We start from the raw sequence: 26,562 nt of genomic DNA on the forward strand, positions 1-26,562 counted from the left end.
TCTGTAAATGCACAAACGGGCCCCTTTTTTTATGAATGTCCTGTCAAACCCGCAAAGTGCCGCGGAAGCCCCTGGCCGCGTAGTATGATTCGGCACCATTGTGGTAATAGAAAACCGTGTCGTACCGGCGATCGCAGAACACCGCGCCGCCGAGTTTGCGGATGTCGGCGGGGGTTTTGATCCAGCTCGATGTTTTGAGGTCGAATTTACCGAGCGTTTGCAAGTGCCGGTATTCTTCTTCGTCCAGGATTTCGATACCGATTTCCGCAGCCACGTCCAATGCCGTGTTTTCGGGTTTGTGTTCTTTTCTGAAATTCCAGGCATCGCGGTCGTAGCAGAGGCTACGGCGGCCTTTGGGACTTTCCGCCACACAATCACAGAAGATGTATTCCCCGGTTTTTTTGTCGAAACCGATCACATCCGGTTCGCCGCCAGTGAGCTCCATCTGGTCGAGCGACCACAATTTTTCACTTTTTGCATTCAGCCTGGCGTCCACATCGGCCCATTGAATGCCTTCATGGCGGCTTTTGTGTTTTTCAAAACGTGCTTTTAAAGTTTTAAACAGTTCGTTGCGACCTCCCGTCGAGAGTTCTTTTTTATCAATGGCCATAGTATATTTTGCTTTAAATTAATTCACTAAAAACGCTAGTCGTTCAAACCTTTGCCGTTCAGGATGCGTTCGATGGATTTTTCGATCCTCAGCTGGCGGGTCTGGGATTGTTTGGAAGCGGAAAAATAGATGATATATGCCCGCTGCCTCCCGGGTGTCAATGCATCGAAAGCTTTTTTCAATGCGGGAATTTCGTCGAATGTGTCTTGTAATTCGGTCGGCGCCGGCAACGACTTGTCGATTTCCACCTTCAAGCCCGATTGCTCTGCCTGAACCGCCTCGCGGATGTAAGCTCTGAGGACTGGCTCCAACGCTAGCACGTCCTGTGCCGTCTCAAAACGGATCTGCCGTCCTACTTTCGTGTTTTCGCCGGTTTTGATCAGCACATTTTCGGGATCGCTCAGCAAGTAGCCTTTCATAAACAGCAGCGCACAATAGGCCTTGAAACCCTGAATGACAACGATATTGGTACCTTCAAACGAATAGCACGGCTTTCCCCATTTAAACTCCTCCGTCAGCCCGCAGTCCAGCGCGATGGTTCTCAACTGTTCTATCACGTCCCGCCATTGCCTGGCCTGGACCACATATGCATCGACTTTGGTATTCATGATCATGTGTATTTAGATTTGAACAGGGATCAGTCGTCTGCCGGCGGGCCGGAAATACCAGGATATCACCGTCAATACCAGCAGCAAAAGTGGCGGCGCCACCTCGCCGATGGGGTCGCCGAGTGCCATATGCGAGACGATCGCGCCTGTCATACAAAAGAAAAAACCGGCGTACGCCCACTCTTTTATAAGCGGGAATTTAGGAATAAGTACTGCTACCACACCCAGAATTTTCCAGGCGCCGATAATCGTCAGCAGGTATTCGGGATAGCCCAGGTGTGCGAACATATCCACTTCTTTTTGCATTTTCATGAGCTGCACAATGCCGGTAGACGTCATTCCAAGCGCGAGCCAGGCGGTAAAAATCCAGTAAATGATTCTTTTTCTCTTTTCCATTGCTGTTTATATTAATTGTTTGACAACTTGCTCCAACCGGTTATGCGCCATATTGATACCCGCCGCGAAAGGTAATTTCAGCGCTGCCTCGCGGTCCTCGGGCGACTTGTAGACGATCTGCATGGTGAGCTTACTGGTCTCGTCGGTGAGTCTTTCGAATACGAGAAATTCGAGTTGAACCGGGAAAGGGGTGTTTTCCATCTGGAACGTACGCGTGATCTTCTGCTCCGGTACAAATTCATGGATCACGCCATTCATCCTCAACACCACATTGCCCCCCGCATCGGACGTTTCGAATGCCCAGGCGCCGTGGGGTTTGCTTTCGAGTTTCACAACTTTGGTGCTCATCCATTGCTCGACGATCTCCGGCTCCACATATGCCTTGAAGAGCAAGTCCAGCGGCAGATCAAACTCGCGGGTGATCACCAGGTCCTGCCTGCCGTTTTCAGCATTGATTTTCGTTTTCCGTTCCATGTTCTATTTTTTGGATTGATAGTTTTTCATAATGGATTCCAGCTTGTTGAACCGGTCATCCCACATTTGCCGGAAAGGCTCGATGAAGTCAGCGATCTCTTTCATTTTTTTGGGATTTAAGTGATAGTAAATTTCCCGACCTGTTTGCTCCTGGTTCAGCAACTCGCATTCTGTGAGAATTTGCAGGTGCTTGGAAACCGTAGGCCTGGCCGTATCGAAGTTCGAGGCAATCGCCCCTGCCGTCAGGGATTGCGATGCCAGTAGTAGCAATATGGCCCTTCGGGTAGGGTCTGCTATGGCTTGAAATACATCTCGTCTCAGGTTCATTGCGTAGTTATTTGGCTACGAATTTATATGTAGTCACTTAACTACGCAAATTTTTTATGTATTTTTTTGAAAAATTAATAGTTAAATGGCTTTTTGCGAGCGTATTGGGCTTTTTCAACTAATCCGGCAAATATGACGCGGCGCTATTTTCTTCTGGTTGTAACCTTCCTGTTAGGCATTGTCGCACACGCGGCGCAGCCGGTCAATATTATATTCATCATCGGCGACGACATCAGTTGGGACGATATTGGTGCTTATGGTAACGGCAAGGTGAAGACGCCTAACCTTAACAGGCTCGCACGCGAGGGAATCAAGTTCACCAACATGTTCCTGACGGCCAGCTCATGTAGCCCCAGCCGCACGAGCATTCTTACGGGTCGGTACCCGCACAATACAGGCGCTGCCGAGCTTCATTCACCGCTCCCTGCGCATTTGAAATACTTCCCCGAACTCCTGAAACAAAAAGGATATTACACCGCATTAGCCGGCAAATGGCACGAAGGCCCCAATACCCGCCGCGCTTACGACACGCTGCTGGTCAATCAGGCACAGAATGGTGAAGGTGGTGAAGCACAATGGATTAACCTCCTGAAATCCAGACCCAAAAACAAGCCATTCTTCTTCTGGCTGTCTCCCTATGACGCGCATCGGCCGTGGTCGGCCACCACCAACGGCCCGCAGCACGACCCCGACCGCGACGTAGAGGTACCGCCCACGCTCACGGACACCCGTGAAACGAGGCAGGATCTGGTGGCCTACTACAATGAAATAGCCCGCCTCGACCGTTGTGTGGGAGAACTCGAACAGGAGCTCGCCGCGCAGGGGCTTTCGGAGAATACGCTTATCATTTTCACAGCCGATAACGGCCGCCCGTTCCCCGGAAGCAAAACACGCCTGACCGACGCGGGCATTAAAACGCCGTTTCTCGTCAAATGGCCCGCGGGTATCGGGGCGGGCCAAACCTGCCAAAGCCTGGTCAGCACCGTCGATATTGCACCGACATTACTGGCGCTGGCAGGTATCGATGCCGGACCTACGTTTCAGGGAAAAAGCTTCGCTCGCCTGTTCAAAAACCCGGGCCTGGAATTCAGGAAATACGTTTTCGCCGAGCACAACTGGCACGATTACGAAGCTTACGAGCGCTCAGTGCGTACGAAGGATTTTTTGTACATCATGAATAAAAGGCCGAAACTCGACAATGGCGGCCCGATCGACGCCAACCAGAGCCCATCGGCCAAAGCATTGAAAGCCGCCCGTAAATCCGGCAAGCTAAGCCCGTTGCAAGAAGATGCATTCACGACACCAAGGCCTTCGGAGGAGTTTTTTGACAATTTTAAAGATCCATTGCAAGTTGAAAACCTGCTCGGAAACCATACCTATTCCCAACAAATACAAACACTGAAAAAGGTGCTCGCTCTGTGGCAAAACGACACCGGCGACACCGTCCCCGAACACCTCACTCCCGACTGGTACGACCGTGAAACCGGTGAAGCATTACCCGCGAAGGACAAGCGTGGCGAAATGCCCGGCGCCGCAAAGCACGCAGACCGCATTAATGTGAAGGGGCCGTTTTGATGTTGCTACTTCAAAAGCACCAGCTCTACCGAGCGAATATCAGCGAACTTGCCGCCTTTCAGCTCAGTGGCCGACAATTTCAGCTCGCCTTTACCCTTTTCCAGCCTCATTTCACCAACTTTCAGTGTCCGAAACTCTTTTTCATAAGATTCCGCAGTTCGCTTTACACGATCAGGACTGGGGATCAGCGGAGGATCGAATGCTACGGGAATGCTGCCGGAGATGTGGCTTTTGTTCAAAGCAATGGTGAATGCGTCGCCCGCGTCGGCGCTGGTGTAGCGGATGTTCACCTGATACCTGCCAGTGGTATGCACTTCCACATTCCAGCTCGCGTAAGAAGCGGTGTCCGACCAGTTTGAGATCCAGGAAGAGTTTGGCGCGGAGGCACTGTATGAGAGGCTGCCTCTGGCCGACTTGTGCAGAATAGCGTCCTGGGAAGGCAGCACCGTCTTTGGAAACTGGCTGTAACCCACTGGCAGCGAACGCGTAGAATCAATATTTTTATAAACATCCGCATACCAATTGTCGAATGCGGTGCGGAGGCTGTCGGCCAGTCCGGGGCACCCGGAAGCAATGTTATGCTGTTGCGCCGGATCGGCGGCAAGATCATATAATTCATTGCTCTGATATAGGTAGTGGCCCTTTCTTACGCTGTTATTTTTGTTAATGGATAAAAACAGCAACCGGTCGGGCAGTTCGGCCACTTTCGTCAATGCAGGTTGGAGGCTGATCCCGTCGAGTGGTTTGCCGCTTTTCTTAGTTGGGACACCCGTCAGTTCGATCAAGGTGGGAAGCAAGTCGATATATGCTGCATTGCCATTTACCACTTTCCCGGCGGGGATCACGCCCGGCCAACGGATGAGGAACGGTACCCGCACGCTGCCCTCACCAGCTGTGCCCTTCCGACCTTTCATATCGCCGTTCCAGCGCCAGGAGTTGGGGCCGTTGTCGCTGAGGTAAATGACGATCGTATTGTCGGTCAGTTTCAGGTCGTCGAGCTTTTTTAAGATCCGGCCCACATTATCATCGATATTCTCGGACATCGCCAGCGCGGTAATGGTCGTCTCCCCATCCTCCTCTCCTTTGTTATCGCTGAACTGTTTGATACCCCGCACCTTTACCCTGTTGTAGTTCTCATCCGGCACCTGGAAGGGCGAATGCGGCGTGTTGTAGGGTATATAGCAAAAAAATGGCTTACCCGCCTTCTTGCTTTTCTCAATAAACCCAATGGCTTTGCTGGTCAGATCGTCGGCAATGTAGCCGGTACTTTTTTCAGGTTCGCCATTATGGTCGACGGTCGTATTGAAGTAATTGGCGTAATGCCCGCTGAGCATTCCGTAAAACTCGTCGAACCCGCGCCCGTTGGGATGGTAGGGATATTGACTTCCGTTATGCCATTTACCAAAGCAGCCGGTGGAATAGCCGGCGCTTTTGAGCAAATCTGCCAGAGTAACCTCATCAAGGTTCATAAATTCGCGCGAGTTGGAAACGCCCCAGACACCCGCACGGTAATGATAGCGCCCCGTGAGCAGGCCCGCGCGCGTGGGAGCGCACAACGGAGAGACGTAAAACCGCGAAAATTGCGCCCCTTCCTTCCCGATCCTGTCGATATGGGGGGTACGGACATTGGTATTGCCGTTGATGCTCAAATCGCCCCACCCCTGATCGTCGGCCAGGATGAAAACGATATTGGGGTGCACCTGGGCGTTTGCATTCCAGAACAATGTCGCGCACAGTGCCAGAAGCGTCGTGCGGATGATGCGGGCATTTTTCATTTTCAACAGCTACTTTTTAAAATATTTGTCCTGCGTGTATTTGGGCTGGTTCTTATCCATAATGCGCTCGAACTTTTCGGGCTCGTACTTCATGGGCAGGATCGTTTTCGCAGTGTAGGCAACGGTATCGCCGGTCTGCTGCTGCCATTGGACCAGGAGCTTTTTCAAACTTTCCTCTTTTTGGCGGTATGCTGCTTTTCCCGACAGGTTTTCCAGTTCCAGCGGATCTTTTTTGAGGTTGAAAAGCTGTGTATAGTCCCGGTTCGGGTATCGAATCAGCTTCCATTCATCGTCCCGCACTGCCCTTATCAGGTTTCGGTAGGCTGTAAAACTGCTTTCACGCACGCTTCTGGCCTTCCCGCTGATTACCTCCGAAAGACTCTTGCCGTCCACCGCGCCGGGTTTGGGAATGCCGGTTACCGATGCCAGCGTAGGGAAAATATCATAGAGGTACACCAGCGCATTGGATACCTGGCCCTTTGGAATACCAGGCCCCGTAATAATAAAAGGCACTTTCATGCTATGCTCGTATAAACTCTGCTTGCCCAGCAAGCCATGACTACCCACAGCCAGGCCATTGTCGGCGGCGTAAACAATGATCGTGTTCTCGTAAAGGCCCTTTTCCTTCAACGAGCGGATAATGTCGCCCACACGGGCGTCCAGGTGGCTGATCAGCCCATAATAATCCGACAATGTGGCCTTGATAATTTCCGGCGTACGGGGCCAGGGAGCCAGATTTTCATCCCTTACCTGCGCCTCACCATAATCGAACGGGTGCACGGGTTTGAAATTACCTGGTAGCGGAATGTCCTTTTCGGGATATTTGCCGATGTAGTCCTCACGCGGCGAGCGTGGGTCGTGCGGGGCGGTGTAGGCAATGTAGCAGAAGAAAGGATTAGCCTTTTTGCTCTTTGCATATTCATCAATATAGGAAAGCGCAGCCTCCGTGAAAATGTCGGTCGAAAAGCCCTTTGTCACCGGTTCGCCGAGTTTGCCATTGTTCAAATCCCGGACGGGCACCTGAAAATGGTCGCTCATGCCGCCCAGCATGACCGCCTTTCCTTTCTGGAACGAAGCTTCGAAAGTTTTTGCACCATTATGCCACTTACCGGTCCCGAAAGTTTCGTACCCGTTTTCAGCAAAATACTGCGGCATGGTATGAACGCCGTCCAGCACATCGTACACATGAAACAGGCTTTTTCCACTCATGAGCATCGCCCGGCTGGGCGCGCAAATGGCTCCGTGATGCCCGCCCATAACATAGCAATTTGCAAACCGGACGCCTGATTTTGCCAGTTGGTCGATATTCGGCGTCTTAACCACCGCATTACCGGCTATTCCCAGGGCATCGGCCCGCTGGTCGTCGGCGAAAATGAAAAGGATGTTGGGTTTTGCGGCAGGTTTGTCTGCCGTTTGTTTTTCAGGAAAGTATTGGAAGAACAAAGGTGCGGCCAGCAAGACGGCCCACAGCCAGTGCAGACTTGTGAGGCTTTTCAAAGTGGGTTTGAATTTGGGTTTAAACACAAACAAAAGGTTGGGTACTAATTTACATACTTATCCCACCATTTTACTTGGGTTTACAAACCCGCAACGCGGGGTTTGCGGCACTGTACCACCATTTTGTACGCTCAAACGTCACATCTTCCTTCTCACCAGGTCCCGGAAGGCCAGGTTTGTCAATATTGTTTTCTCGAAACCTGCCTGGGTGAAGATCAACCCATAGAAATTCTTTGACCGGTTCACCCACGCATGTACGCCGCGTGCGCTCAGGCAGGCCACTTCGGTAGATACCCCGTTCTGGATTTCGTACCGGAACAACCCCAGCCCGTAGGTAGGATCGACTTTGTTGCTGTTATCCTGCTCCATAATGGCGATCGACTCCTCCTTCAAAACACGCACGCCGTTGTATGTCCCTTTGTTGTAGATCATAGTCAAAAAACGCAGGTACTCGTTCATCGAGCACTCGATACCGTAGCCAGGTTCGGGGTTCAAAGGATGGCCGGGGCTATATACGACGTCCTTCATGCCGCATTTAACCCCTACCCGTTCCTGGAAGATCTGCGCCCAGGTCTTCTTCTCGACGACCTCCGCAACCCGTGCCACTACGGCATAGGCGACACTCCCGTACTGGGCCTGCTTGCCGGGCGCAAAAAGCAATTGTGTGCGAAGGGCGATACTGTCTACATTCTGCGCGAGGGTAAGGTCACTTCGGCTGTCGAACCGCGATTCCACCAAAATACCCGAAGTATGGGACATCAACTGCCTGAGCGTAATGTCCTTTTTCTCGTTGTTGAAAGAAGGAATGTATTTACTCACTTTGTCGTCCAGCGTCAGTTTGCCCGATTCTACAATACTCATGATCACCGCCGCCGTAACCGCTTTCGAGGCGGACATGATCGGCAGTCTGGTATCTGCATTGTATTGCCCCATCCGGAAACAGAACTCGGTCGTATCCCGACGACCGATGTACACCATCAGGTTGTTATCGTAATCTTTTGAATGCGATTTCAGGAAGTTATAGAAATCCAGACGGTTGCGGTATTTGTAGGGAGAAAGATCGGGTAAATTGCCTGCCTGCCCGTCCTTGAAGAAAATGCTTCTGATATCGCGGTCGGCGATAGGAATGGGCGTAGAATCGAGTTGAGAAAAACCACTTCCGGGGCAAGTTTTGCACCCGGTATCGACACCATCGTCAGGGTCTTCGGGCAATGGCTGGGGCGTATTTTTCTGTCCGCAGGAAAATACCGTCGTAAGAATTAATAGTAGTGTAAAAATTTGTTTCATGACCTGCTTACGTGCACAGAATTCGGGAATAGTTTTTTTCTGTAATTCATAAACGGCAATTCTACGAATTTGTACATTAAATAAGCTATGAAATAAATAAAAATATATGTTCCTAAAAAAAACAACCATTGCCAACCCGAACCAGCCGCCTCACTGTTTTCATACCATTTAATGACAAAGTCTAAAACCAGGAAATGCATCAGGTAGAAAGAATAGGACGTCTGACTCACATTTGAAACGATTTTCACCAACGTATTTCCCGGACGCGGGCATGAAATTGCATAAGGCAACATCAGCGCGAAAGTAAGACAAAACATCGGCAGCAATAGCACATCTACAAAATAATTGATCTTACTGCCAGCGATCGTATGCTGGATAATCTCAAAGCACAGCAGCAGCAGCATACCACCCACTGCAAATAACCACACCCGAGATTTGTAGGCCATATTACCCTTTTCGAGAATATAGGCCACAAGGCAGCCGTAAGCAATCGCATCGATTCGGAACACGACCATTTTGCGCATGCTGTCCCAGTCACCAGTAGGCGGGACAAAAGTCTTCCAGCTGGGCATCAATAGGCCTTTATTCAAAAAATACGTAAACAAGTCCTGATGGTACATCCAGTGGTAAATGGACTTTGTAACAAGCCCGGTGAAGATAAAAACGCCAATCGTTGTCAAGTAAATGCGGTACCGGCTACCGCGGTTTCCCGATATGGCGGCAACGGCAAGTAATACCAAAGGGAAGGTCAAATAAAACCATTCTTCGACTGCCAGGCTCCATGAATGTGGGAAAAAGCCCTGAGCGGGAGTAAGCAGATTTTGCGCAAAAAACACATAAAAAATAATGTTGCGCATATCGGAATAAAAGCAATAGTAAATGGCAATTGCAAGCAAATACGCTGGTAAAGTCCGCAGCCATCGGTTTACCCAAAAAACTTTCACTGCCTCCCAGGAAATCCCGGGTTGCAGCACAGTCCGTAATATAATGCGTCCGATCAGGAAGCCGCTTAGCACAAAAAAAGCCTCTACACCAAGCCCCAGCCAGCCGAATGGAAAATAACGATCGAGGGGGTTCAATGCCATCGAATGAGAAAGGAAAACCATCAGTATCGATACGGCACGCATGAGATCTAATCCGAAAATACGTTCAGTAGTTTTTGCGACCTTTTTCCTGGGTGCGGTAAAATTTTCTATCATTGAGTAGCTAGTTGATGTTTCGATTCCGAACCGGAAAATGGCAGCAGAATAGAAATTCAAAAAATATTAAAGTTAGCAAACAAAAAATTAACGGAACCTACCAGGTACAAAGTCAATTTTAATGCCTATACGTTTACGGCACGCTACTTATCACAATATCAATGCGATTAGTGAGCATATCCATTTAAATAAACGGACACCCATTTATTTAGCGGTGTTGCATTCTTTAATATAATTGTGGCTTGAAAGAAGAAAAGAGAAAATTTAACGCTCGCCGCCGAAGTTCTGAACCAGACTTGCGTAAGGGGCTTTTTTATGCAGATAGGGTTCGGGCGACAACCTCGCAGCGCAACCCAGGTAAGTATAAGCGGGATTCAACAGATTATTGCGGTGCGGCAGCGAAGCCATCCATTGCTCCACTACAAATCTTGCATAGGCCGCGTAGGTGAACGGAATGCAGGGCTTATTATCGCTTTCATTTAAAAACTCATATTGGTTCTGACGGCGGTTCCATCGCGCGATCATGAAATCACCACTTACAACTGTCTGATATTTTCCTATATTTTCGCCGATACGTTTAAATCTTTTAGTATACAATTCAACCCGCCGCTGAGCGGTACGTTCGTAGGGACTGTACGGATTAGTATGATTAAAAAACATTCGGTACACCATCGAGGTGGCATGTCCTGACGAGGCCAGATATAAACCGGGATCATATTGAAATGCCGGCAAACCATGCTGTCTCCTCACTTCGTTACTGGCATGAAAGACAGCCGCATCCAGAAATAATGTATCCGGATTTTGCAACGGGATCAATTCGTTCGATTTTGGCAAAGCAAAAAAACGGCCCTCTTCCACTGCATAATACTGCGTTTTATGCAGGTCAAACCATAAATGCGAATATAAATAGAGGGCGAAAACGATCAGGGTTTCCATTAGGTTGTAAAATGATTTCAATCATTTAGAACAATACAAATGAAAAATAATAATAAAATAATATTAAAAAAACTTTGCGGTGTAGCGGTACCTTCGCTGACTGTATTGATAAAAGCAAACCCGTTGAATATGTCAAAGAAAATCGGTCTCCTGCTGGCCTGGCTGCTCCTCCACCTGCACGTTTATGCGCAGGTACAAGCCGTTGAGCAGCAATTCACTGTCGCACAGGATGGAAGCGGCGATTTCAGGACAATCCAGGAGGCCGTCAATGCCGTGCGCGACCATTCGCAGGTACGCGCCACAATAAACGTGAAAAGCGGAACGTATCGCGAAAAGCTCGTGATACCTGCCTGGAAAAAGAACATTACGCTTATCGGCGAGAGCGCTGAGCATACCGTTATTAGCAACAATGACTATTCTGGCAAGGATTTCCCTAACCGTGATTTTACAGGCAATGCAAAATTCAGTACCTACACATCCTACACGGTACTGGTGCAAGCCAACGACTGCACCCTGCAAAACCTTACCATCGAAAATACTGCGGGACGCGTCGGCCAGGCCGTAGCGCTGGCCACCGAGGGCGACCGGATCGAGGTCTACAATTGCCGGATCCTGGGCAACCAGGACACGTTGTACACCTCCAAAGACGGCAGGAATTTTTACAAGGACTGTCTCATTACCGGTACTACCGATTTCATTTTTGGTGAAGCAACAGCCGTTTTTCAGAATTGCACCATCCGTAGCCTCACCAACTCGTACATTACCGCCGCCTCCACCACCCGCGAGCAAGCGTATGGTTATGTTTTTTTCAATTGTAAACTAACGGCCAACGATGAAGCAACCAAAGTATACCTGGGCCGGCCCTGGCGGCCGTTTGCCAAAACCGTTTTTATCGACACGGAAATGGGGAGCCATATTGTAAAAGAAGGCTGGGACCCGTGGAAGGGCGACAATATGTTCCCCGAAAAGGAAAAGACCGTATTCTACGCCGAATACAACAGCACCGGCCCGGGCGCCAATGCGGACGCGCGGGCAGCGTGGTCGATACAGCTCACTGCGCGCGATAGGGAAAAATACACGCTCGAAAACATTCTTTCCGGTTGGGTACCGGGCAAAAAGTTGCGTTTACAGCCTTCGGGCATCCCCGACACCAGCTTTTCGGTGAAAGGCTCCTACCGGCACGAGATCACCCGCCACCCGAGTATCCGCATGGCTGACTCCACTCTGCCCGCCTCGGTCCAGGTCATCAGGAATGTACTTTACCGCACGACGCCTGACGGGAAAAAGCTGCTTTTGGACATTTACAGGCCTAAGAGAAAGGGGAAAACGCCGCAACCTGCGGTATTGATGGTGCACGGCGGAGGCTGGCGCTCGGGCGACCGCACGCATAACAACACGCTCGCGCGCAAGCTGGCAGCCAAAGGGTACGTATGTATCACAGCCGATTACCGCCTCTCCACCCACGCCCTCTACCCTGCCGCAGTGCATGACCTGAAAGCTGCCGTACGCTGGATTCGCTCCACCGCCCCCGGCATCGATACAGCCCGCATCGCCATTCTGGGCTTTTCGGCCGGCGGAGAACTCGCGGCATTTGTCGGTGCGACCAATGGCGATCCCAAATTTGAGGGCATAGCCCGCGAACAAGACGCTTCCAGCGCCGTTCAGGCTGTAATCGACCTCGACGGCACGCTGGCTTTCATTCACCCCGAATCGGGTGAGGGTGACGATTCTAAATCGATTTCCGCTGCCACCTATTGGTTTGGGTATCCCAAAGCCGAGCGGCCCGATTTATGGAATGAAGCCTCTCCTCTTACGCACGTGAGCGCAAGAACCCCTCCGTTTCTGTTTATCAACAGCTCGGTATACCGTATGCACGCGGGCAGGGAGGATTTTATCAAAAAGCTGAATGCATTCGGCACATACAGCGAAGTCCGGACTTTCGCCGACGCTCCGCATACTTTCATGTTTTTCGAGCCGTGGTTCGAACCTACGCTGGCCACCATCCAGGGTTTTCTGGACCGGGTTTTCGGCCAGGCTGCCACCGCGCACAGATAACAATAATGGATCTTGCGAAAATCGTCAGGGCCTGGCCAGTTTCATGATCTTGCCGGTAGTGTAATTGCAGATATAAAGTTCATTCGACTGATCGGTCCCGAAGGCGGATATTTGCCCTACCCCTTCGGCAATCACACTGTTTTGTATGGCTTTGCCGTCTCTGGTTTCCAAAGCAAAAAGCCGTCCGCTCACGTAGTCTCCGAATACGTATTTGCCTTCCAGCGCCGGCACCGCTTTGCCGCGGTATACATATCCGCCTGTAATGGAGTGTTCGCCATTAGCCTGCGGCAGGTCCAGAACGGGATCGATAAGCCCCTCGGTGCCGCAGTCGCTTTTGGGATTGTAACAATCCACACTTTCCTTCAACCGCCACCCGTAGTTGCCGCCTTTAACGATGATATCGATCTCCTCCCGCTTGTTTTGCCCTACATCACCTGCCCAGAGCGTGTTGGTGGCCTCGTCGAAACTGATTCGCCACGGGTTACGCAAGCCATAGGCATATACTTCCTCCCTGAACCCCTCCTTATTCCCCGCAAACGGGTTATCGGCCGGGATTCCATAATTCCCCTTTGTTTTGCTGTCTACATCCACCCTCAGGATCTTGCCCAGCCAGGCACTTTTGTTTTGGCCGTTGTTGCTTGGGTCGCCCCAGCTTCCGCCGTCACCCGTCGAAATATAGAGGTAGCCGTCCTTCCCGAATTTGACAGCGCCCCCATTATGGTTGTCGTAAGGCTGGTCGAATGTAAAAAGCACCGTTGCAGTGGCCGGGTCAGCGCGGTTGGGGTCCTTGGCACTCACCTGATAACGGACAATGGCCGTTTCCAGCTTTCCTGAAACCTTGGTGGTGTAGTTTAGAAAAAAATAACCATTACGCTTATAATCGGGGTGAAAAGCGATGCCTAACAGGCCGGCTTCACCGCCATAACTGACCAGCTTCTTGATATTCAGAAACTCCTTGGACGCCCCGGTTGTTGCCGCGTTTTCAAAAACCCGGATCGTTCCTTCGTGTTCCAGCACGAACAGGCGGTCCGTACCATCGTTCGCATGGGTGAGGTCGACGGGATTATTGAAATGCAGCCTGGGGAAAGCCTCCACGACCTTCACGGCCGCCGCTGTGTCCTGGCCAGGCTCATGTGGCCTCGATGCATTACAGGTAACCAATAGCGCAAAGCCTGCCAGGCTGCTTTGGACGAAACGTTTCATGGCGTATCAGATTTGACGTAAAAAGGACCGGCAGATTTCCTGCCGGCTTTACAAGTCAAATGCATTTCGGATTTACTCCCGCGGCGGTAATAACCGGCATCACATCAATGTTGAGTATTTAAACTTTCAAAAAGTTTTGAAAGTTTAAATACATTGCTACCTTTGAAATATGGAACTCGAAGAAGCGAAAAGGAAATTTATCGAATCATGGGGCAAACTAGGTTCTGAATGGGGCATTAACCGCACCATGGCCCAGGTTCATGCGTTGCTTCTGATCTCCCCTGACCCGCTTACGACCGAGGAAATTATGGAAACATTGCGCATTTCCCGAGGTAATGCCAATATGACCCTCCGCGACCTGATCGGATGGGGTTTGATCGAAAAACAGCATAAACCGGGCGAAAGAAAAGAGTACTTCTTTGCCGATAAAGACGTATGGAACATCGCAAAACAAGTGGCCAAAGAACGTCGCAAGCGTGAGTTGGAACCGGTTATCAAGGTTCTTGATGAGCTGTCAAAGGTTACCGGCGACGACAGGGACCCGGAATTCGCCACATTTAACAAGTCGGTTACCGACATCAACAAACTGGCTAAGAACGTCGACAAAACCCTTGAAACCATGCTCGGTGCGGAAGAGAACTGGTTTTGGGGTGGTATTTTCAAAATGTTCAAGTAATATTTTTTTGAAGCAAACTTTCATTTTTTTCTGAAAATTCAAAACATACAATACAAATAAAAACACTACACAACCATCTCATTCTTTACGATGCCGAATGCCCGATGTGCAACCTGTACACCCGCGCATTTGTCCGCACCGGACTGCTGGACGCCAATGGTCGCGAGGCATACCAGCAATATACCGATGCAGCCTGCCCCAATCTCGATTGGCAGCGGGCCGTCAACGAAATCGCCCTGGTGAACCAGGCCACAGGTGAAGTGACCTACGGTGTCGATAGCCTGCTGAAAGTATGCGGGAACGCCGTGCCTTTCTTTGCGCCGTTGCTTGGCTGGAAACCGTTTCTGTGGCTGGCCCGCAAAGCTTATGCATTCGTTTCCTACAACCGCCGCGTGATCGTCCCGGCGCAGGTTTCTGAAAATCAATTTGGGTATCAGCCGACTTTCAATATTAAATATCGTGTTGCGTGGCTGGTATTTGCATGGGTGGTAACGTCCTGTATACTGGGCGCTTTCCCTTGGCTTTTGGCGGGAATTTACCCCGAAGGCGCGATAAGCCGGGAGTTGGCCATCAATGCCGGGCATATTCTCCTCCAAGCCTCGGTGATTTTTCTTTACCGGAAGGACAAAATGTGGGATTATCTTGGCAATTTAATGACCATCTCACTGGCCGGTGCATTAATATTTCTGATTTCCACCCTCCTTTGCGTTTGGTTCAGAACAGGATGGTACATTGCCGGATTATGCTTTTTACCAGTGGTATTCCTGATGATCCGGGAACACCTTCGCAGGTGTAAATTACTTGGATTAGGCTATTTGCCAACCGCCACCTGGGTTTTGTACCGCGTTATCGTCCTTTTAATTTCAATACACTTGATATCCTGATATCCGCGGCAGAAACTTATATTCGCCCATCCAGCAAAATACCAATGGAACAGTTCCGCGCGAAGTTCAGGACTTATGGCACACTCTCGGAAGAGGCGATGGAGGATATGACCCAGCTTCTCCGGCCGCATTCCTACGCAAGAGGCGAGTATTTTTTGCGCGAAGGACAAACACCTAAAACTGTCGCATTTGTCGTTAAAGGGCTTTTTTCTCAGTATTATGCGTCGCCGGAGGGGGACATCGTCATCAAAAGGTTCTTTCCCGAAAACTATTTTGCCGGTTCTTTGCCCGCTATGCTCACAAACTCTCCCAGCATTTTCGCGATCAGGGCGCTCGAACCTGCTGAGACATTGGAATACAATTTCTACGACTTTAAAACGCTCACCGAGAAGCATCGCGACCTTGCTGCATTCTATATCCGCTACATGGAACTGCACTGGATCATCGAAAAGGAGCCGTTGGAAATTTCTTTTCGGTACGACAATGCAAAAACGCGTTACCTCAATTTCCAGAAAGAATACCCCAATCTGGAACCACGCCTCAAACAGCACGAAATCGCGTCGTACCTCGGCATTACCCCCACCCAGCTCAGCCGCATCCGCGCGGAAATGTAATTTTTAAAAGTCTCAACATTTGTAAATGTTTTCGGTTTCGGCAGATCCGACATTTGTCCTGTTCAAAACAAAACAATGACAAATGCCATGAAAAATAAAACCGATTTCCTCTCTGATACACTGGAAAACAAAGCCGTCCTGTTTGCCGCAGGTGAGGGCGAAATGCTTACCATGGGCGGAAACAGCATCACGTTCAAAGTAACCAGCGACATCTCCAATGATCAGCTGGGTGTTTACGAGATCCAACTTGCCCCCGCAACGATCGGCGCGAGATTGCATTACCACCGTTTTATGGACGAGACATTCATCGTCCGCAAAGGCACGCTGACGATCGACCTGGTCGATGGCCCGGTCCTTGCGCAAGAGGGCGCAGTCGTGTACGTGCCGCGCATGACTGCGCACGGGTTTTCCAATCAGTCGGGCGACGATGTTGTTATCAACCTGATCTTCAACCCCGGCCAGCAGCGGGAAGGGTTTTTCTACGGACTAAAATCGATATTGACCGAGCCCGTGATCGACGCGGCAAAATACTTGAAATTGTATCAGAAATACGACAGTTTCCCCGTAGATGTGCAGAAAATGCTGCCCGTCGGGCCCACACAATAGCCTCTAAACGCCCGCATTCCGCAATTTCTGTTTCAGCATTCCTGCCGCTTTGGTATAGCCACCTTCTGCGCCATCGATGAAATGGATATGGCCGTCTTTGAGGTCATGGACGTAGCACGACATTACGGATTCGCTACTCACGTGCAATCCGTAATGGATCTCCCGCGCTGCTTCCATGACGTCGAGGGCGTTTTGAAGCTGCGCCCGCTGCTCGGGCGTACCGGTAATCACCGTGTTGATTTTCCCGTCTATGACCAGCGTATCCGACATTTCGACCAGACTGTTCAGGTAATTTCTTCCGTGTGACGTCCGGAAGTATACGTAACCGAAAAGCCAGGCAATCCAAGATGCTGCCAGACGGAGGATGCTCGTGCTCCCCTCCCTGACCCGCATCTCCATTTCCATCTTTTTGAAAGTAGTCCGCCAGATCAGCCTGGCAACTGAGATAGGTTGCCGCCGTGGGTAGGGGCCATAAATGCCGTCAACGTGTTCCATGACCTTCGCAAACAATGCCGCCTGCTTTTTTCCCGCTGGTACGATTACGAGCAGCGTTACCACTTCCTGGTTCAATTCCGGCGGGCCGATCTTGTCCCAGCGGCATTGCATACCGCTCAGGTCGAGCTCGTCTTCCGGGTTGGGTTCATAGTCGAACCGATAATGCTCTCCTTTGATGAGTTTTTCGGCACAATACAGTCCGTCGCCTAATATGACGGGAATCGAAAACGCGCCGGATACTCTAAGTTTGCTGAGTTTCAGCTCAAATTCTTTCGCGTAAATTTCGCTCACCGCAACGATGCCAATGCGGAGGTCCAGCTCGAAATTCTCCTTTGTATTCTTCCTAAAAACTGCCAAGGCACGCATGGCCGCGTCCGCAATCAATGGCGGCACGATGAATGTGGCGCCGTCGCCGCCAAAAAAGAATGGAACGGTAATGCCGGCCTTGAATGCGATGTTGAGCACACTCACGATACTGCCCGTCGCGATCAGATTGACCGTCTCGTGCATCCCGCCCGCCACGGCGCCGGTCGAATTCCGGATGTCGGTAACCACCACATGCCACGACTCGGGCACATTGTAAAAGAGGTGCTCTTCGGTAAGCAGTTCGCCCAGCGAAATATGGTTTGCAGGCAAACGCGAATAAAACTGTTCGTTCCGGGCCAGCGACATGGTTTTTGTATAAGTTCGAGGTTAATTTAAACCTATTTTCTCAAATAATTACCCCTTGGAAAATCGATAATCCTGTCAAGTTTTTGTTTTTTGCAGGCTGAAATTGAATACCTGCCGCGTTCCCGGCCATGCCAATATGATGCGGTAATGGCAGCGACTAACCTGAAACCTGCGTTTTTTGAATGCTTCGACCGACTTTTAATCATCTTACACTCCTGTTATTCTTATTGCAATCGGCCTGGGCCCCGGCTCAGATAACACCCGCAGGCAACAAAGCATGGCTGAAAGAATATAATGAATACCGGGAATATGACGACATCTACGTTGTCAAGAAGGTGAGCATCCCTTGCCGTTCATACGAGACCTTCATTACCGACAAGAGCGGTCGAAAGCTCACACCCGCCTACCGCGATATCGGCGACTTTGCCGAAGGCGTTGCTGAATTCGTGCCGTTGGAACTCAATGCGGAAGGCCAAGGCCTGCACGGCTTCATCGACAAGCGCGGAAAAATTGTAATCGAACCCAAATATACCTCCACAGACCGGTTCCGTGACGGCAAAACCTGGGTTATATACCCGTCTGGCAAGCATTACGGATTATCGTACATCGACCTCACCGGAAAAGAGCTTTACCGAATACCCATTCACCATTATTCTAAAGACTACCTGATCAAGGATTCGGATATCGATTTCCTCTGCAACCACGACACGAAAGAGGATGTACTCTGGTGGATAGCAAGACCGACGGACTTTCACATACTGAATTTCAATTTCAGCCGCTTTATAGAAAAGGAGATTAAAGCCGCAAAATTTATTTACCACTTCAATTACAAAGGCAAGTTCGGCATTATTGATAAAAACATGATGCTGAAAGTGCCGGTAGCCCTAGACGACATCGATCCCGAATATAAATATTCCGGCCAGGGCATGGAGCGTGTACAATATGGCGATAAGTACGGTTATATCAGTCCATTCACCGGCGATCTCATCGTTCCTTTCGAGTATACCGACACCCGCAAGCCCACCAATGGTTTATTTTGGGTTAAGAAAAATGGCAAATGGGGTTGTATAGACAAAACCGGCAAGCTGCATATCCAACATTTATATGACGAGGCTACCGGTTTCACTGCCGAAAACCGTTCTGCCGTCGCCATCAATGGCAAGTTCGGGCATATCGATAAGTCGGGCAAAGTGCGGACCCCGTTGAAATACGATTTTGCGTCCTATTACAACCACGGCATTTCGATGATCCGCATCGATGATAAGTATGGCTATATGGATACTACGGGCCATTTCATCACCGAAATCATTTACGACGAAGCGCTTCCTTTCGACAACCTCACCACTACTGTTGAACGTTCCTGGCTCCGTTTCGAGCTCTCGCTGGATGGCAAGGAAAAATTTGCAGGCTTTTCCTACAAATTGAATGCCGTTTTTATCATTATCGGGGTGCTTATTTTCGTCTGGCTGAATAATCTGTTTTACCAAAGAGTGTTAAAAAGGCGTTTGGTAAAGAAAACGACGAAATAGTATAGGCTCGATTTGTTTCACAATGCCGCAATCCGCTTGCGGATAGCCTGCTGATCAGCGGCTGTTCTGGCGAGTCGTAGTGCATTTTCGAGGTTGTCCAATGCTTTTTTCTGGTTGATTCCGTCATAGAGTTCGCCCAGCAATGCGAAATAAAAATGATTGCCTTCGAGCGCCAGTGCCTCCGTTTGGCGGATTGCTTCGGCTTTCCCTTTGACTTTGGACAGTGCAAATGCCCGATTGAGCGCTGCGATCGGCGAATAACAGAGGCTCAGCAGTTGGTCATAATAATAGATGATATTGCTCCATTTTTCATGGCTGTCTTCCTTCTGCGTATGCCAGTACGCGATGCCTGCTTCAAGGTGGTATCGAGAGACCGTATCGCCCTTTGCCGCGCATTGCAGGAAAACAACACCGTTTCTGATCAAATCAACATTCCACAACCCCGGATCCTGTTCTTCGTACATCACAAGCGCACCGGAAGCGTCGGTACGCGCGTCGAAACGCGAGGCATGAAAACACATCATGGCCAACAGCGCATTGACCTGCGGCTTGTTGGTAGCATTGTTTTCAACCAGCATTGTGCAAAGCCGCATTGCTTCCATACAAACATCCTTCCGAAGGGTACGGTCTTGACTTACCGAATAGTAACCTTCATTGAATAGTAAATAAATGGCAGTCAACACCGGTTCCAACCGCCTGCCCATATCTGCCGGGCCGGGCATTTCGATCCGGATATCCGCCTCCCGTAGCCGTTCTTTTGCTCTGGTTAATCGTTTATTGATTACCTCTTTGGTCGTCAGAAATGCATCGGCAATCTCCTGAATACCAAATCCGCAAAGTATCCGCAACGCCAGTCCCACCTGGGATTCGTCCGATATCGCCGGATGGCACACTGCAAACAGCATCTGTAATTGGCTATCGGTGATGTTCGCGGGAGTGAGGTCGATGTCGAACGTTAAATCTGCGTCCAGGCCGGCCTGAATTTCCGGCAAAACCTTCTCTTCATAAACAGAATGTCGGTGCAGGTAATTTTTCGCCTTATTTTTTGCCGTGTTATACAACCAGCCTGCCGGATTCGGCGGCGGCCCTTCGATGCCCCACGCCCGCGCTGCTACCAGAAACGTATCGCTGGCAATATCCTCGGCCACCTCTATTTCCCTGAACCCGAAATGCCTGCAGAGCACTGAAACGATCTTCCGGTACTCCGTCCTGAACAAATGCGGGATCAGCGGCTCACTGTTCATGTACTGAAACGATTTTTCGTACCTCTACGCTATTCCCTTCGCCATTCAGGATCGGGCATTGCCCCGCCAGCCGCACAGCATCCTCAAAACTCTCCGCCCGGATCACGATAAAGCCCGCCAGCGACTCCTTCGTCTCGGCATAGGGCCCATCCGTCACTACATTGTTGCTTTTCAACACCTTCCCTTCCGTAGAAAGCCCTTTCCCTCCCGCAAACTTCCCCTCCATTACAATGCTGTTGACCCAGTGGTGGTATTGCTTCATATATTCCTGCATTTGTTCAGGAGAAGGCTGCGCGTCCTTTGTCAGAAGGTCGAGGCGCATCAGAATGAGATATTCTTCCATGGTGTTTTTAGATTTAGTTGTGAAAATAAATATTCCAATAAATTCCAAGACATTACCCTTAAAATACAATTTGATTCGTAACGAAACAAGTCTTAACTTTAAACACTAATACACACATTATATAATGCAAGAATTCCACCTCCGTATGCAGTTGGCAGCGCTTCGACAATATCTTCGAGACCGACAGGATTCGTTGACTCAAAAGGAATTGGATGACGTGCTCGACATCATTGCGCTAATTCAAGAAGTGCTGAATGAAGATGGCAATGGTGATACTGATTAATCCAGATTAGAAATCATGACGACAGAAACAAACCAATCAGAGCTCGAAAAGCTACTGGCAGACAGCAAACAGGCATTAAAAGACTATTGCGAATACAAAGGGATTCAGTACCCGATGGATCAATGGGTTACCATCTCTGAGTATTGCAAGCGATTCAATATCTCTAACACACAGACTGTTACAAATTGGATTCAAAGAGGGATTGTGCCAAAAGAAAATATAGTGACTATACCTGAATACAACAATATCCGGCTTATCAAGGCTATTCCTTATCACAACGGCCAGCCATCCTGAAACACAGTGCTACAGTGCATTTCAACTCGCTTCATAACTCAGCAGCACCACCCCGCTTTCGAACACCCGGTGGGCAGTCAGTTTCAAATCCAACTTCTGCGTTAGTCCCTGGAATGAAGGCGTGCCTTTGCCGATAGCGACGGGATCGATCATGAACTGATACTCGTCGATCAGGCGCGCTTCCGCGAGCTGCGTAATGATACTGCCGCTGCCCAGGATGGTCATGACTTTTCCGGGAATGGCTTTCAGTTTCCGAACGGCTTCTAACAGATCGCCTTTGACGAGCGTGGTGTTTTCCCAATCGACGTTTTGAAGGCTAGTTGAAAAGACGATCTTTTCGGCTTCGTTCATGCCTTTGGCGACTTCCGGCATATTGTCAGCAGCGATTGACGTCGGCCAGAAACCTGCCATCATTTCGTAGGTTACCCGGCCGAATAGCAGGGTTGCTTTCGCTTCGAGGTTATCGGCGGCAAACCCATTTTCCTCTTCGCCATGCCGGTGCCAGCTGATATCGTTGTCGACGCCTTTGAAGTAACCGTTGAGTGTCGTGAAATTGTAGGCAATGAGCTTTCCCATGATGTTCTGTTTTTGAGATAAATACTATTTCAACTACCCCCATTACAAACGGGAATCTTGAAACAGGACAGGGGCGTCACTTTTTTTCTCAACGCAGCAGATTCACAACGCCCTTATAACTCAAAAACGACCCGTTAGTCAGTTCTACCCTGATTTTGTACGGATAAACGCCCGGCGCCGTCTTCTGGCCGTGATAGGACCCATCCCAGCCCGCCGAAGGATCCGAGGCGGCAAAATTGGATTTTTGGTAAATCACTTCGCCCCACCGGTTGTAAATGAACATTTCCCTCACCTGCCTCACACAGGCATTGCCGTACACGTAGAAAATTTCATTCAACTGGTCGTTATTGGGCGAAAATGCGTCGGGTATTTCGATGCCGCAGGGCTTCACGTACACCTGCACGCGCGCCTGCCTGATACATACCTTATCCGGGTCCGACACATCCAGCTGATACAATGTCGATTGCCGCGGGGATGCCCAGGGATCAGGGCAGTCCGAGCAGGAAAGGCCGGGCTGGTCCCAATGGTAGCCATAGCTGTCCGCAGGCTCAATGATTGGCTCCACATGCACACTGTCGCCTTGTGTGATGGAAAGCGTGGGCGTCACCGAGAGATCGATCCTGATCACCTCGAGGACGGTTGTGACGACGCTGTCGCAGCCAGTTGTCTGCGGGATATGCTGGATGTAAGTTCCGGGAAGCGTGTAGGTGCTGTCGCCCACGTGCACGCTTTCGCCTTCACAAATGCGCAGGTGTTGTGTAAATTTCCCTACCGGGTTCACGGTGAGCGTCAGGGTTACGGTACTGTCGCACATATTGCTTTTGCTCACATTCCGCACATAGGTACCGCTCGTTTTCAGCAAGGTATCGCCTAATGCGAAGGCCTCGCCATCGCAAATGGATTGCGCCAGAACGGCCGTTTTCTTTTTAAAGCCGACCGTAAAATCAAGCCCCAATGCACAAGACTCATCCAGACTGCCGCGCGGCACCATCTCTACGTGAAACTTATCACCCACACTAGCCTTCGCTCGGATCTGTTGCGAGATTTCGCCATTATTCCAACTATATTTCCCGAATCCCTCCGGCGCTGCCAGCGTAATGTAGCCATCGGCATCCGGGCAATCCGCCACCTGTCTAATCTCCGATTTCAGGCATTCGGCGTCGAAATAGGCATAGCCGAAATGTCTCATGCGTGTACACCCGTGGGCGGTCACAACGATCGTCAGCTTCTTTCCCACAAAATCGCGCAAATCGATGGCGCCAACCGTCCAGTTGCGGTATTGAATATCGCCCGAGGCCCGAAAGCCCTCCACTGTGTTGGTGCCTTCGAGTTGAATATCGTAACTACTGCAAGGCAGTTCTTCGCCGTTGCTATCGAATATCAGGATATTAAACCCAGGCTTTTGATAGGGTGCATGATTAGCCCTGCCATCGACACCGGTATTCTGCAAAATGACGGCGAACTTATATTGAAAAAGCGTGTTATCTGCCGTTACAGTATATTCGGTGTGAATGCGGCTGAAATGCCCTCCCTCATTGACATTGCCGATCCGGATGGAGTGCATACTGCCGGGAGCAACCATCGGGATCGATGATATCTTCGGGTCATTGCCATCGGAAAGGCTGGTAATATAATGTTCGTTGTTCTGCGTGCCGTTCTGTTCCGACTGGAAAACGGTTTGCTGGTTAGCGTCGGTAACAGTCCCGTAGGTAAGCACCCAGCCGTTGGCATTCCCCTGCTCGAAGCCCACGTTACTGCAATCCACTTGCGCATTGGCCACTTGTAAGAAAAGGCAGGAAATGATGGTTAAAAGTAAAATATGCATCATAAGGGTCCGGGGTTCTTTGCAAATATTTTACGCTTTAATAATCACAGCCGTTGCGTGACAAGGGCAATCTTTTTGCATTACGTGCTAGTCAAATGCGACCGGAAAAAAAATCCGGTGTTTCGAGCTGGTTACCAGCGTAAAAGCAACATCGTCACTGCTTTTATCCGCGTGCTTACATCGTTGAAAATATTTACAGGCGTAGGATGAGGGGGTAGCTTTCAAATAGTTGTCCTCATCGTATATATGCAGCCTGTTTGCAACCGTATTATACCTGCATGCTCAATGCACGCGTGGAGCCTATCAGCCTGCCTCGTCAGAAGCGTTCGGCTGCAAGCCAGGGACAAGGAGGGCCTGAATTAAGATATTATTCAACAAAAAAGGGTATTCCCAACCAAATCAGGCATCCTTATCACAACACCTGACAATGTCTGACAAGACCTGACTGAGTCCGACGAAATTTCCTTACAAAGCCCTTTAACCATTCAAAACCCCCATATACCTTAACACCAATGAAACGCAGAGAAATTCTCAAAGAACTCACCATGATCCCGCTCGCGGGAGGCGTTCTGAGCACATCGGCCGCCTTTGCCGAAAGCAGCAAACCGAAATGGTTTCAGAAGGCTTCGGCAGCCGTGTCGGCACCGGGTCCGTTGAAAGCCGGACCGCAAATCTATCAGTCCATCGGTGTGGAGCCGATCATCAATTGCCGGGGGACATTTACCATTATCGGCGCGTCCATCGAGCTGCCGGAAGTGCGTCAGGCAATGGAATATGCATGCCAGTATAATGTACAGATCGACGAACTTGCATTTGGCGTAGGCCAGCGCCTTTCCGAGATCGTCGGCTCGGAATGGGGCATGGTATCATCGGGTTGCGCAGCAGGGATGAACGAGGTGACGGCAGGCATTATCGCGGGTGGCAACCCCGAAAAGCTTATCCGTATTCCAAATCTGGAAGGCTTTGAAAAAACGGAGGTGATTATTCCACGCTCCTCGCGCAACGTATACGACCACGCGATCCGCAATGTGGGTGTGAAAATCATTACCGTCGACACCATTGAAGAACTAAAAAAAGCCATCACCCCACGCACGGCGATGATCTACATGATGCCGGGCGATGAACCGTGGACAGTAAAAGCGGTAGCGGATATCGCCAAACCAGCGGGTGTACCATTACTGGTCGACGCCGCCGCCGAGCGTCTGACGATCCCCAATATCCACCTGCAAGCCGGCGCCAGCGTAGTGGCTTACAGTGGTGGGAAAGTTATTCGCGGACCGCAATGCGCAGGTCTGATGCTGGGAAGCAAGGACGTTCTGATGTCGGCATGGCAGGCCAGCGCACCGCACCACGGGCCTTGCCGCAATAATAAAGTAGGTCGCGAAGAAATGGTAGGTATGCTCGCGGCCGTTGAAGCGTGGGCGACGCGTGACCACAAAGCGGAAATGAGGACCTGGGTGTCGTGGCTCGACACGATTTCCAAAAAAATGAGTGGTATCCCAAGCGCCCAAGTGGAGATTCGCGAACCCAAAGAAGGTGCGTTAGACAATGCAACGCCAACGCTGACGATTACCTGGGACCCTACCAAACTCAATATAACAGGACAGGAAGTAGCCGACGAACTGCAAACCACCAAGCCGCGTGTGGCGGTAGGAACCGGCTACCGCAGAGGCCAGGCATCGGCTCAATCAGGCCCTCCTACGACGTCCATCACAATTGCTGCTTATATGATGGGCCCGGGCAACGATAAGATCGTGGCCGAACGCGTGCATGAGATCCTCACCCGTAAACGCAGCGCACCCAAAGCGGAAGCTTCTATGAAAGCCCCGGCCGCCGAAATCTCTGGCCGTTGGGATGTGACAATCGAATTCTACACCAGCACCAGCAAGCATAGTTTTATCATCGAAAAACAGGACGGAAACTACCTGTACGGAACGCACAACGGCGAATTCGCTACACGTGAGCTCTTCGGTAACATCGATGGCGATGAAGTACGCTTTCAGAGCCGGTTTAGCGTACCGGGCGACAATCTGACGATGACATTCCACGGAAAACTGTCGGGTGACACCATTACCGGCGAGATCGATATGGTGGAATATGTCAATGCGAAGTTTACCGCTAAAAAAGCGACCTTCCCCAACAACCGCCAGCGGATCAATATTCCTGCTGGACGGCCATTGTCGACCTAGTATCGGATTTCACATGACGCTAATAAACATAAAAAGCCTTGGATCGACGCCAGGGCTTTTATGCTAATTACTAAATCTAAAATTTTCAATATCTCGAAGCCATTTTTCTGGAATGGCTGAACACGCTGATCTGCCGGACACTAGCTCGTTTGAGAGCAGCGAAACTACGACCAAATTGCGCAAATACGAAGGTTTTCATGCGCAATTCGCGATATTTTCTCAAAAAAATCGGGGTATAACTGTTGCGCCGTATCTTTTAAATACTACTTTTGCATCACGATAGACGGCCAGGTGGTGGAATTGGTAGACACGCTACTTTGAGGGGGTAGTGCCTTCGGGTATAGGAGTTCGACTCTCCTTCTGGTCACATTGTCGAAAGTGCGTTTATGA

The 26,562-nt window shown here is 50.2% G+C and carries 25 protein-coding genes and 1 tRNA gene; 10 read left to right on the forward strand and 16 right to left on the reverse strand.

What is annotated here, in order from left to right; translation table 11 throughout:
- Positions 1-43 precede the first annotated feature (43 nt).
- From ACTJJJ_RS07905 to ACTJJJ_RS07925, 5 genes are read right to left on the reverse strand one after another with little or no spacing between them, the layout of a single operon-like run.
- The gene (locus ACTJJJ_RS07905) at positions 44-610 is read right to left on the reverse strand and encodes a DUF4256 domain-containing protein (RefSeq protein ID WP_426294180.1); all 567 of its coding nucleotides are present in this window, start codon (positions 608-610) and stop codon (positions 44-46) included.
- A gap of 35 nt (positions 611-645) precedes the next feature.
- Positions 646-1,218, reverse strand: coding sequence for a YdeI/OmpD-associated family protein (locus ACTJJJ_RS07910; protein ID WP_426294179.1), 573 nt, complete (start codon positions 1,216-1,218; stop codon positions 646-648).
- A gap of 12 nt (positions 1,219-1,230) precedes the next feature.
- Positions 1,231-1,614 carry a DoxX family protein gene (locus ACTJJJ_RS07915; RefSeq protein ID WP_188928836.1) on the reverse strand — a complete coding sequence of 128 codons (384 nt, stop codon included), beginning with the start codon at positions 1,612-1,614 and terminating at the stop codon, positions 1,231-1,233.
- A gap of 6 nt (positions 1,615-1,620) precedes the next feature.
- Positions 1,621-2,088, reverse strand: coding sequence for an SRPBCC domain-containing protein (locus ACTJJJ_RS07920; RefSeq protein WP_188928834.1), 468 nt, complete (start codon positions 2,086-2,088; stop codon positions 1,621-1,623).
- A 3-nt stretch (positions 2,089-2,091) separates the two neighbouring features.
- Positions 2,092-2,415 carry an ArsR/SmtB family transcription factor gene (locus tag ACTJJJ_RS07925; protein WP_426294178.1) on the reverse strand — a complete coding sequence of 108 codons (324 nt, stop codon included), beginning with the start codon at positions 2,413-2,415 and terminating at the stop codon, positions 2,092-2,094.
- Between the two features lie 132 nt (positions 2,416-2,547).
- Here ACTJJJ_RS07925 and ACTJJJ_RS07930 point away from each other — a divergent pair, with 132 nt between their 5' ends.
- A complete protein-coding gene (locus ACTJJJ_RS07930) occupies positions 2,548-3,990 on the forward strand; it encodes a sulfatase family protein (protein ID WP_426294177.1) in 1,443 nt (480 codons plus the stop codon).
- A 5-nt stretch (positions 3,991-3,995) separates the two neighbouring features.
- Here ACTJJJ_RS07930 and ACTJJJ_RS07935 read toward each other — a convergent pair whose 3' ends face one another.
- The 5 genes from ACTJJJ_RS07935 to ACTJJJ_RS07955 all read right to left on the reverse strand — a co-directional run bounded on the left by ACTJJJ_RS07935 (position 3,996) and on the right by ACTJJJ_RS07955 (position 10,684).
- Positions 3,996-5,765 carry a sulfatase-like hydrolase/transferase gene (locus ACTJJJ_RS07935; protein ID WP_426294176.1) on the reverse strand — a complete coding sequence of 590 codons (1,770 nt, stop codon included), beginning with the start codon at positions 5,763-5,765 and terminating at the stop codon, positions 3,996-3,998.
- Positions 5,766-5,774: 9 nt separating this feature from the next.
- Complete coding sequence (locus ACTJJJ_RS07940; RefSeq protein ID WP_440701696.1) at positions 5,775-7,289, reverse strand: sulfatase-like hydrolase/transferase; 1,515 nt, start codon at positions 7,287-7,289, stop codon at positions 5,775-5,777.
- Positions 7,290-7,400: 111 nt separating this feature from the next.
- A complete protein-coding gene (locus ACTJJJ_RS07945; protein WP_188928825.1) occupies positions 7,401-8,549 on the reverse strand; it encodes a serine hydrolase domain-containing protein in 1,149 nt (382 codons plus the stop codon).
- Positions 8,546-9,748 carry an acyltransferase family protein gene (locus ACTJJJ_RS07950; protein ID WP_426294174.1) on the reverse strand — a complete coding sequence of 401 codons (1,203 nt, stop codon included), beginning with the start codon at positions 9,746-9,748 and terminating at the stop codon, positions 8,546-8,548. Before ACTJJJ_RS07950 ends, ACTJJJ_RS07945 begins: the two co-directional genes overlap by 4 nt.
- 264 nt (positions 9,749-10,012) lie before the next feature.
- On the reverse strand, positions 10,013-10,684 hold the full coding sequence (locus ACTJJJ_RS07955) for a CAP domain-containing protein (protein ID WP_188928821.1): 672 nt from the start codon (positions 10,682-10,684) through the stop codon (positions 10,013-10,015).
- 129 nt (positions 10,685-10,813) lie between these two features.
- On the opposite strand from ACTJJJ_RS07955, the gene ACTJJJ_RS07960 reads away from it, so the two are divergent.
- Positions 10,814-12,739: a pectinesterase family protein gene (locus ACTJJJ_RS07960; RefSeq protein ID WP_426294173.1), complete on the forward strand. Its 1,926-nt coding sequence runs from the start codon at positions 10,814-10,816 to the stop codon at positions 12,737-12,739.
- Positions 12,740-12,763: 24 nt separating this feature from the next.
- Here the strand turns inward: ACTJJJ_RS07960 and ACTJJJ_RS07965 are convergent, their stop codons facing one another.
- Complete coding sequence (locus tag ACTJJJ_RS07965; RefSeq protein WP_426294172.1) at positions 12,764-13,942, reverse strand: PQQ-dependent sugar dehydrogenase; 1,179 nt, start codon at positions 13,940-13,942, stop codon at positions 12,764-12,766.
- A gap of 169 nt (positions 13,943-14,111) precedes the next feature.
- Here ACTJJJ_RS07965 and ACTJJJ_RS07970 point away from each other — a divergent pair, with 169 nt between their 5' ends.
- The 4 genes from ACTJJJ_RS07970 to ACTJJJ_RS07985 all read left to right on the forward strand — a co-directional run bounded on the left by ACTJJJ_RS07970 (position 14,112) and on the right by ACTJJJ_RS07985 (position 16,722).
- Positions 14,112-14,618, forward strand: a complete 507-nt coding sequence (locus tag ACTJJJ_RS07970) for a GbsR/MarR family transcriptional regulator (protein ID WP_188928814.1) — start codon at positions 14,112-14,114, stop codon at positions 14,616-14,618.
- A gap of 80 nt (positions 14,619-14,698) precedes the next feature.
- Entirely contained in the window at positions 14,699-15,502 is an 804-nt protein-coding gene (locus ACTJJJ_RS07975; RefSeq protein ID WP_440701718.1) for a DCC1-like thiol-disulfide oxidoreductase family protein, read from the forward strand.
- A gap of 44 nt (positions 15,503-15,546) precedes the next feature.
- On the forward strand, positions 15,547-16,116 hold the full coding sequence (locus ACTJJJ_RS07980) for a Crp/Fnr family transcriptional regulator (RefSeq protein ID WP_426294171.1): 570 nt from the start codon (positions 15,547-15,549) through the stop codon (positions 16,114-16,116).
- Between the two features lie 87 nt (positions 16,117-16,203).
- A complete protein-coding gene (locus ACTJJJ_RS07985; protein ID WP_426294170.1) occupies positions 16,204-16,722 on the forward strand; it encodes a cupin domain-containing protein in 519 nt (172 codons plus the stop codon).
- 3 nt (positions 16,723-16,725) lie between these two features.
- Here ACTJJJ_RS07985 and ACTJJJ_RS07990 read toward each other — a convergent pair whose 3' ends face one another.
- Positions 16,726-17,889 (reverse strand): DUF3095 domain-containing protein, encoded by a 1,164-nt coding sequence (locus ACTJJJ_RS07990; RefSeq protein WP_426294169.1) that lies wholly within the window; start codon positions 17,887-17,889, stop codon positions 16,726-16,728.
- 182 nt (positions 17,890-18,071) lie between these two features.
- On the opposite strand from ACTJJJ_RS07990, the gene ACTJJJ_RS07995 reads away from it, so the two are divergent.
- Positions 18,072-19,418 (forward strand): WG repeat-containing protein, encoded by a 1,347-nt coding sequence (locus tag ACTJJJ_RS07995; RefSeq protein ID WP_188928804.1) that lies wholly within the window; start codon positions 18,072-18,074, stop codon positions 19,416-19,418.
- 17 nt (positions 19,419-19,435) lie between these two features.
- On the opposite strand, the gene ACTJJJ_RS08000 is transcribed toward ACTJJJ_RS07995, so the two are convergent.
- Entirely contained in the window at positions 19,436-20,662 is a 1,227-nt protein-coding gene (locus ACTJJJ_RS08000) for an RNA polymerase sigma factor (RefSeq protein ID WP_426294168.1), read from the reverse strand.
- Entirely contained in the window at positions 20,652-21,005 is a 354-nt protein-coding gene (locus tag ACTJJJ_RS08005) for a YciI family protein (RefSeq protein ID WP_188928800.1), read from the reverse strand. The genes ACTJJJ_RS08000 and ACTJJJ_RS08005 overlap by 11 nt, the downstream gene beginning before the upstream one ends.
- Positions 21,006-21,303: 298 nt before the next feature.
- Here ACTJJJ_RS08005 and ACTJJJ_RS08010 point away from each other — a divergent pair, with 298 nt between their 5' ends.
- On the forward strand, positions 21,304-21,582 hold the full coding sequence (locus ACTJJJ_RS08010) for a hypothetical protein (RefSeq protein ID WP_188928798.1): 279 nt from the start codon (positions 21,304-21,306) through the stop codon (positions 21,580-21,582).
- A 21-nt stretch (positions 21,583-21,603) separates the two neighbouring features.
- Here ACTJJJ_RS08010 and ACTJJJ_RS08015 read toward each other — a convergent pair whose 3' ends face one another.
- Positions 21,604-22,158: a dihydrofolate reductase family protein gene (locus tag ACTJJJ_RS08015; RefSeq protein WP_426294167.1), complete on the reverse strand. Its 555-nt coding sequence runs from the start codon at positions 22,156-22,158 to the stop codon at positions 21,604-21,606.
- Positions 22,159-22,246: 88 nt separating this feature from the next.
- On the reverse strand, positions 22,247-23,986 hold the full coding sequence (locus ACTJJJ_RS08020; RefSeq protein WP_426294166.1) for a gliding motility-associated C-terminal domain-containing protein: 1,740 nt from the start codon (positions 23,984-23,986) through the stop codon (positions 22,247-22,249).
- A 509-nt stretch (positions 23,987-24,495) separates the two neighbouring features.
- Here ACTJJJ_RS08020 and ACTJJJ_RS08025 point away from each other — a divergent pair.
- The gene (locus ACTJJJ_RS08025) at positions 24,496-26,172 is read left to right on the forward strand and encodes a selenocysteine synthase (RefSeq protein ID WP_426294165.1); all 1,677 of its coding nucleotides are present in this window, start codon (positions 24,496-24,498) and stop codon (positions 26,170-26,172) included.
- A gap of 285 nt (positions 26,173-26,457) precedes the next feature.
- A tRNA-Leu gene (locus ACTJJJ_RS08030) sits at positions 26,458-26,539 on the forward strand.
- Positions 26,540-26,562: the final 23 nt, after the last annotated feature.

Origin of the sequence: Dyadobacter sp. 22481 (genome assembly GCF_052044875.1) — a bacterium.
GTDB lineage: Bacteria > Bacteroidota > Bacteroidia > Cytophagales > Spirosomataceae > Dyadobacter > Dyadobacter endophyticus.

Coding starts and splice junctions, on each gene's coding strand:
- ACTJJJ_RS07905 (WP_426294180.1), bottom strand. CDS start 610: ATGGCCATTGATAAAAAAGAACTCTCGACGGGAGGTCGCAACGAACTG.
- ACTJJJ_RS07910 (WP_426294179.1), bottom strand. CDS start 1,218: ATGAATACCAAAGTCGATGCATATGTGGTCCAGGCCAGGCAATGGCGG.
- ACTJJJ_RS07915 (WP_188928836.1), bottom strand. CDS start 1,614: ATGGAAAAGAGAAAAAGAATCATTTACTGGATTTTTACCGCCTGGCTC.
- ACTJJJ_RS07920 (WP_188928834.1), bottom strand. CDS start 2,088: ATGGAACGGAAAACGAAAATCAATGCTGAAAACGGCAGGCAGGACCTG.
- ACTJJJ_RS07925 (WP_426294178.1), bottom strand. CDS start 2,415: ATGAACCTGAGACGAGATGTATTTCAAGCCATAGCAGACCCTACCCGA.
- ACTJJJ_RS07930 (WP_426294177.1), top strand. CDS start 2,548: ATGACGCGGCGCTATTTTCTTCTGGTTGTAACCTTCCTGTTAGGCATT.
- ACTJJJ_RS07935 (WP_426294176.1), bottom strand. CDS start 5,765: ATGAAAAATGCCCGCATCATCCGCACGACGCTTCTGGCACTGTGCGCG.
- ACTJJJ_RS07945 (WP_188928825.1), bottom strand. CDS start 8,549: ATGAAACAAATTTTTACACTACTATTAATTCTTACGACGGTATTTTCC.
- ACTJJJ_RS07950 (WP_426294174.1), bottom strand. CDS start 9,748: ATGATAGAAAATTTTACCGCACCCAGGAAAAAGGTCGCAAAAACTACT.
- ACTJJJ_RS07955 (WP_188928821.1), bottom strand. CDS start 10,684: ATGGAAACCCTGATCGTTTTCGCCCTCTATTTATATTCGCATTTATGG.
- ACTJJJ_RS07960 (WP_426294173.1), top strand. CDS start 10,814: ATGTCAAAGAAAATCGGTCTCCTGCTGGCCTGGCTGCTCCTCCACCTG.
- ACTJJJ_RS07965 (WP_426294172.1), bottom strand. CDS start 13,942: ATGAAACGTTTCGTCCAAAGCAGCCTGGCAGGCTTTGCGCTATTGGTT.
- ACTJJJ_RS07970 (WP_188928814.1), top strand. CDS start 14,112: ATGGAACTCGAAGAAGCGAAAAGGAAATTTATCGAATCATGGGGCAAA.
- ACTJJJ_RS07980 (WP_426294171.1), top strand. CDS start 15,547: ATGGAACAGTTCCGCGCGAAGTTCAGGACTTATGGCACACTCTCGGAA.
- ACTJJJ_RS07985 (WP_426294170.1), top strand. CDS start 16,204: ATGAAAAATAAAACCGATTTCCTCTCTGATACACTGGAAAACAAAGCC.
- ACTJJJ_RS07990 (WP_426294169.1), bottom strand. CDS start 17,889: ATGTCGCTGGCCCGGAACGAACAGTTTTATTCGCGTTTGCCTGCAAAC.
- ACTJJJ_RS07995 (WP_188928804.1), top strand. CDS start 18,072: ATGCTTCGACCGACTTTTAATCATCTTACACTCCTGTTATTCTTATTG.
- ACTJJJ_RS08000 (WP_426294168.1), bottom strand. CDS start 20,662: ATGAACAGTGAGCCGCTGATCCCGCATTTGTTCAGGACGGAGTACCGG.
- ACTJJJ_RS08005 (WP_188928800.1), bottom strand. CDS start 21,005: ATGGAAGAATATCTCATTCTGATGCGCCTCGACCTTCTGACAAAGGAC.
- ACTJJJ_RS08010 (WP_188928798.1), top strand. CDS start 21,304: ATGACGACAGAAACAAACCAATCAGAGCTCGAAAAGCTACTGGCAGAC.
- ACTJJJ_RS08015 (WP_426294167.1), bottom strand. CDS start 22,158: ATGGGAAAGCTCATTGCCTACAATTTCACGACACTCAACGGTTACTTC.
- ACTJJJ_RS08020 (WP_426294166.1), bottom strand. CDS start 23,986: ATGATGCATATTTTACTTTTAACCATCATTTCCTGCCTTTTCTTACAA.
- ACTJJJ_RS08025 (WP_426294165.1), top strand. CDS start 24,496: ATGAAACGCAGAGAAATTCTCAAAGAACTCACCATGATCCCGCTCGCG.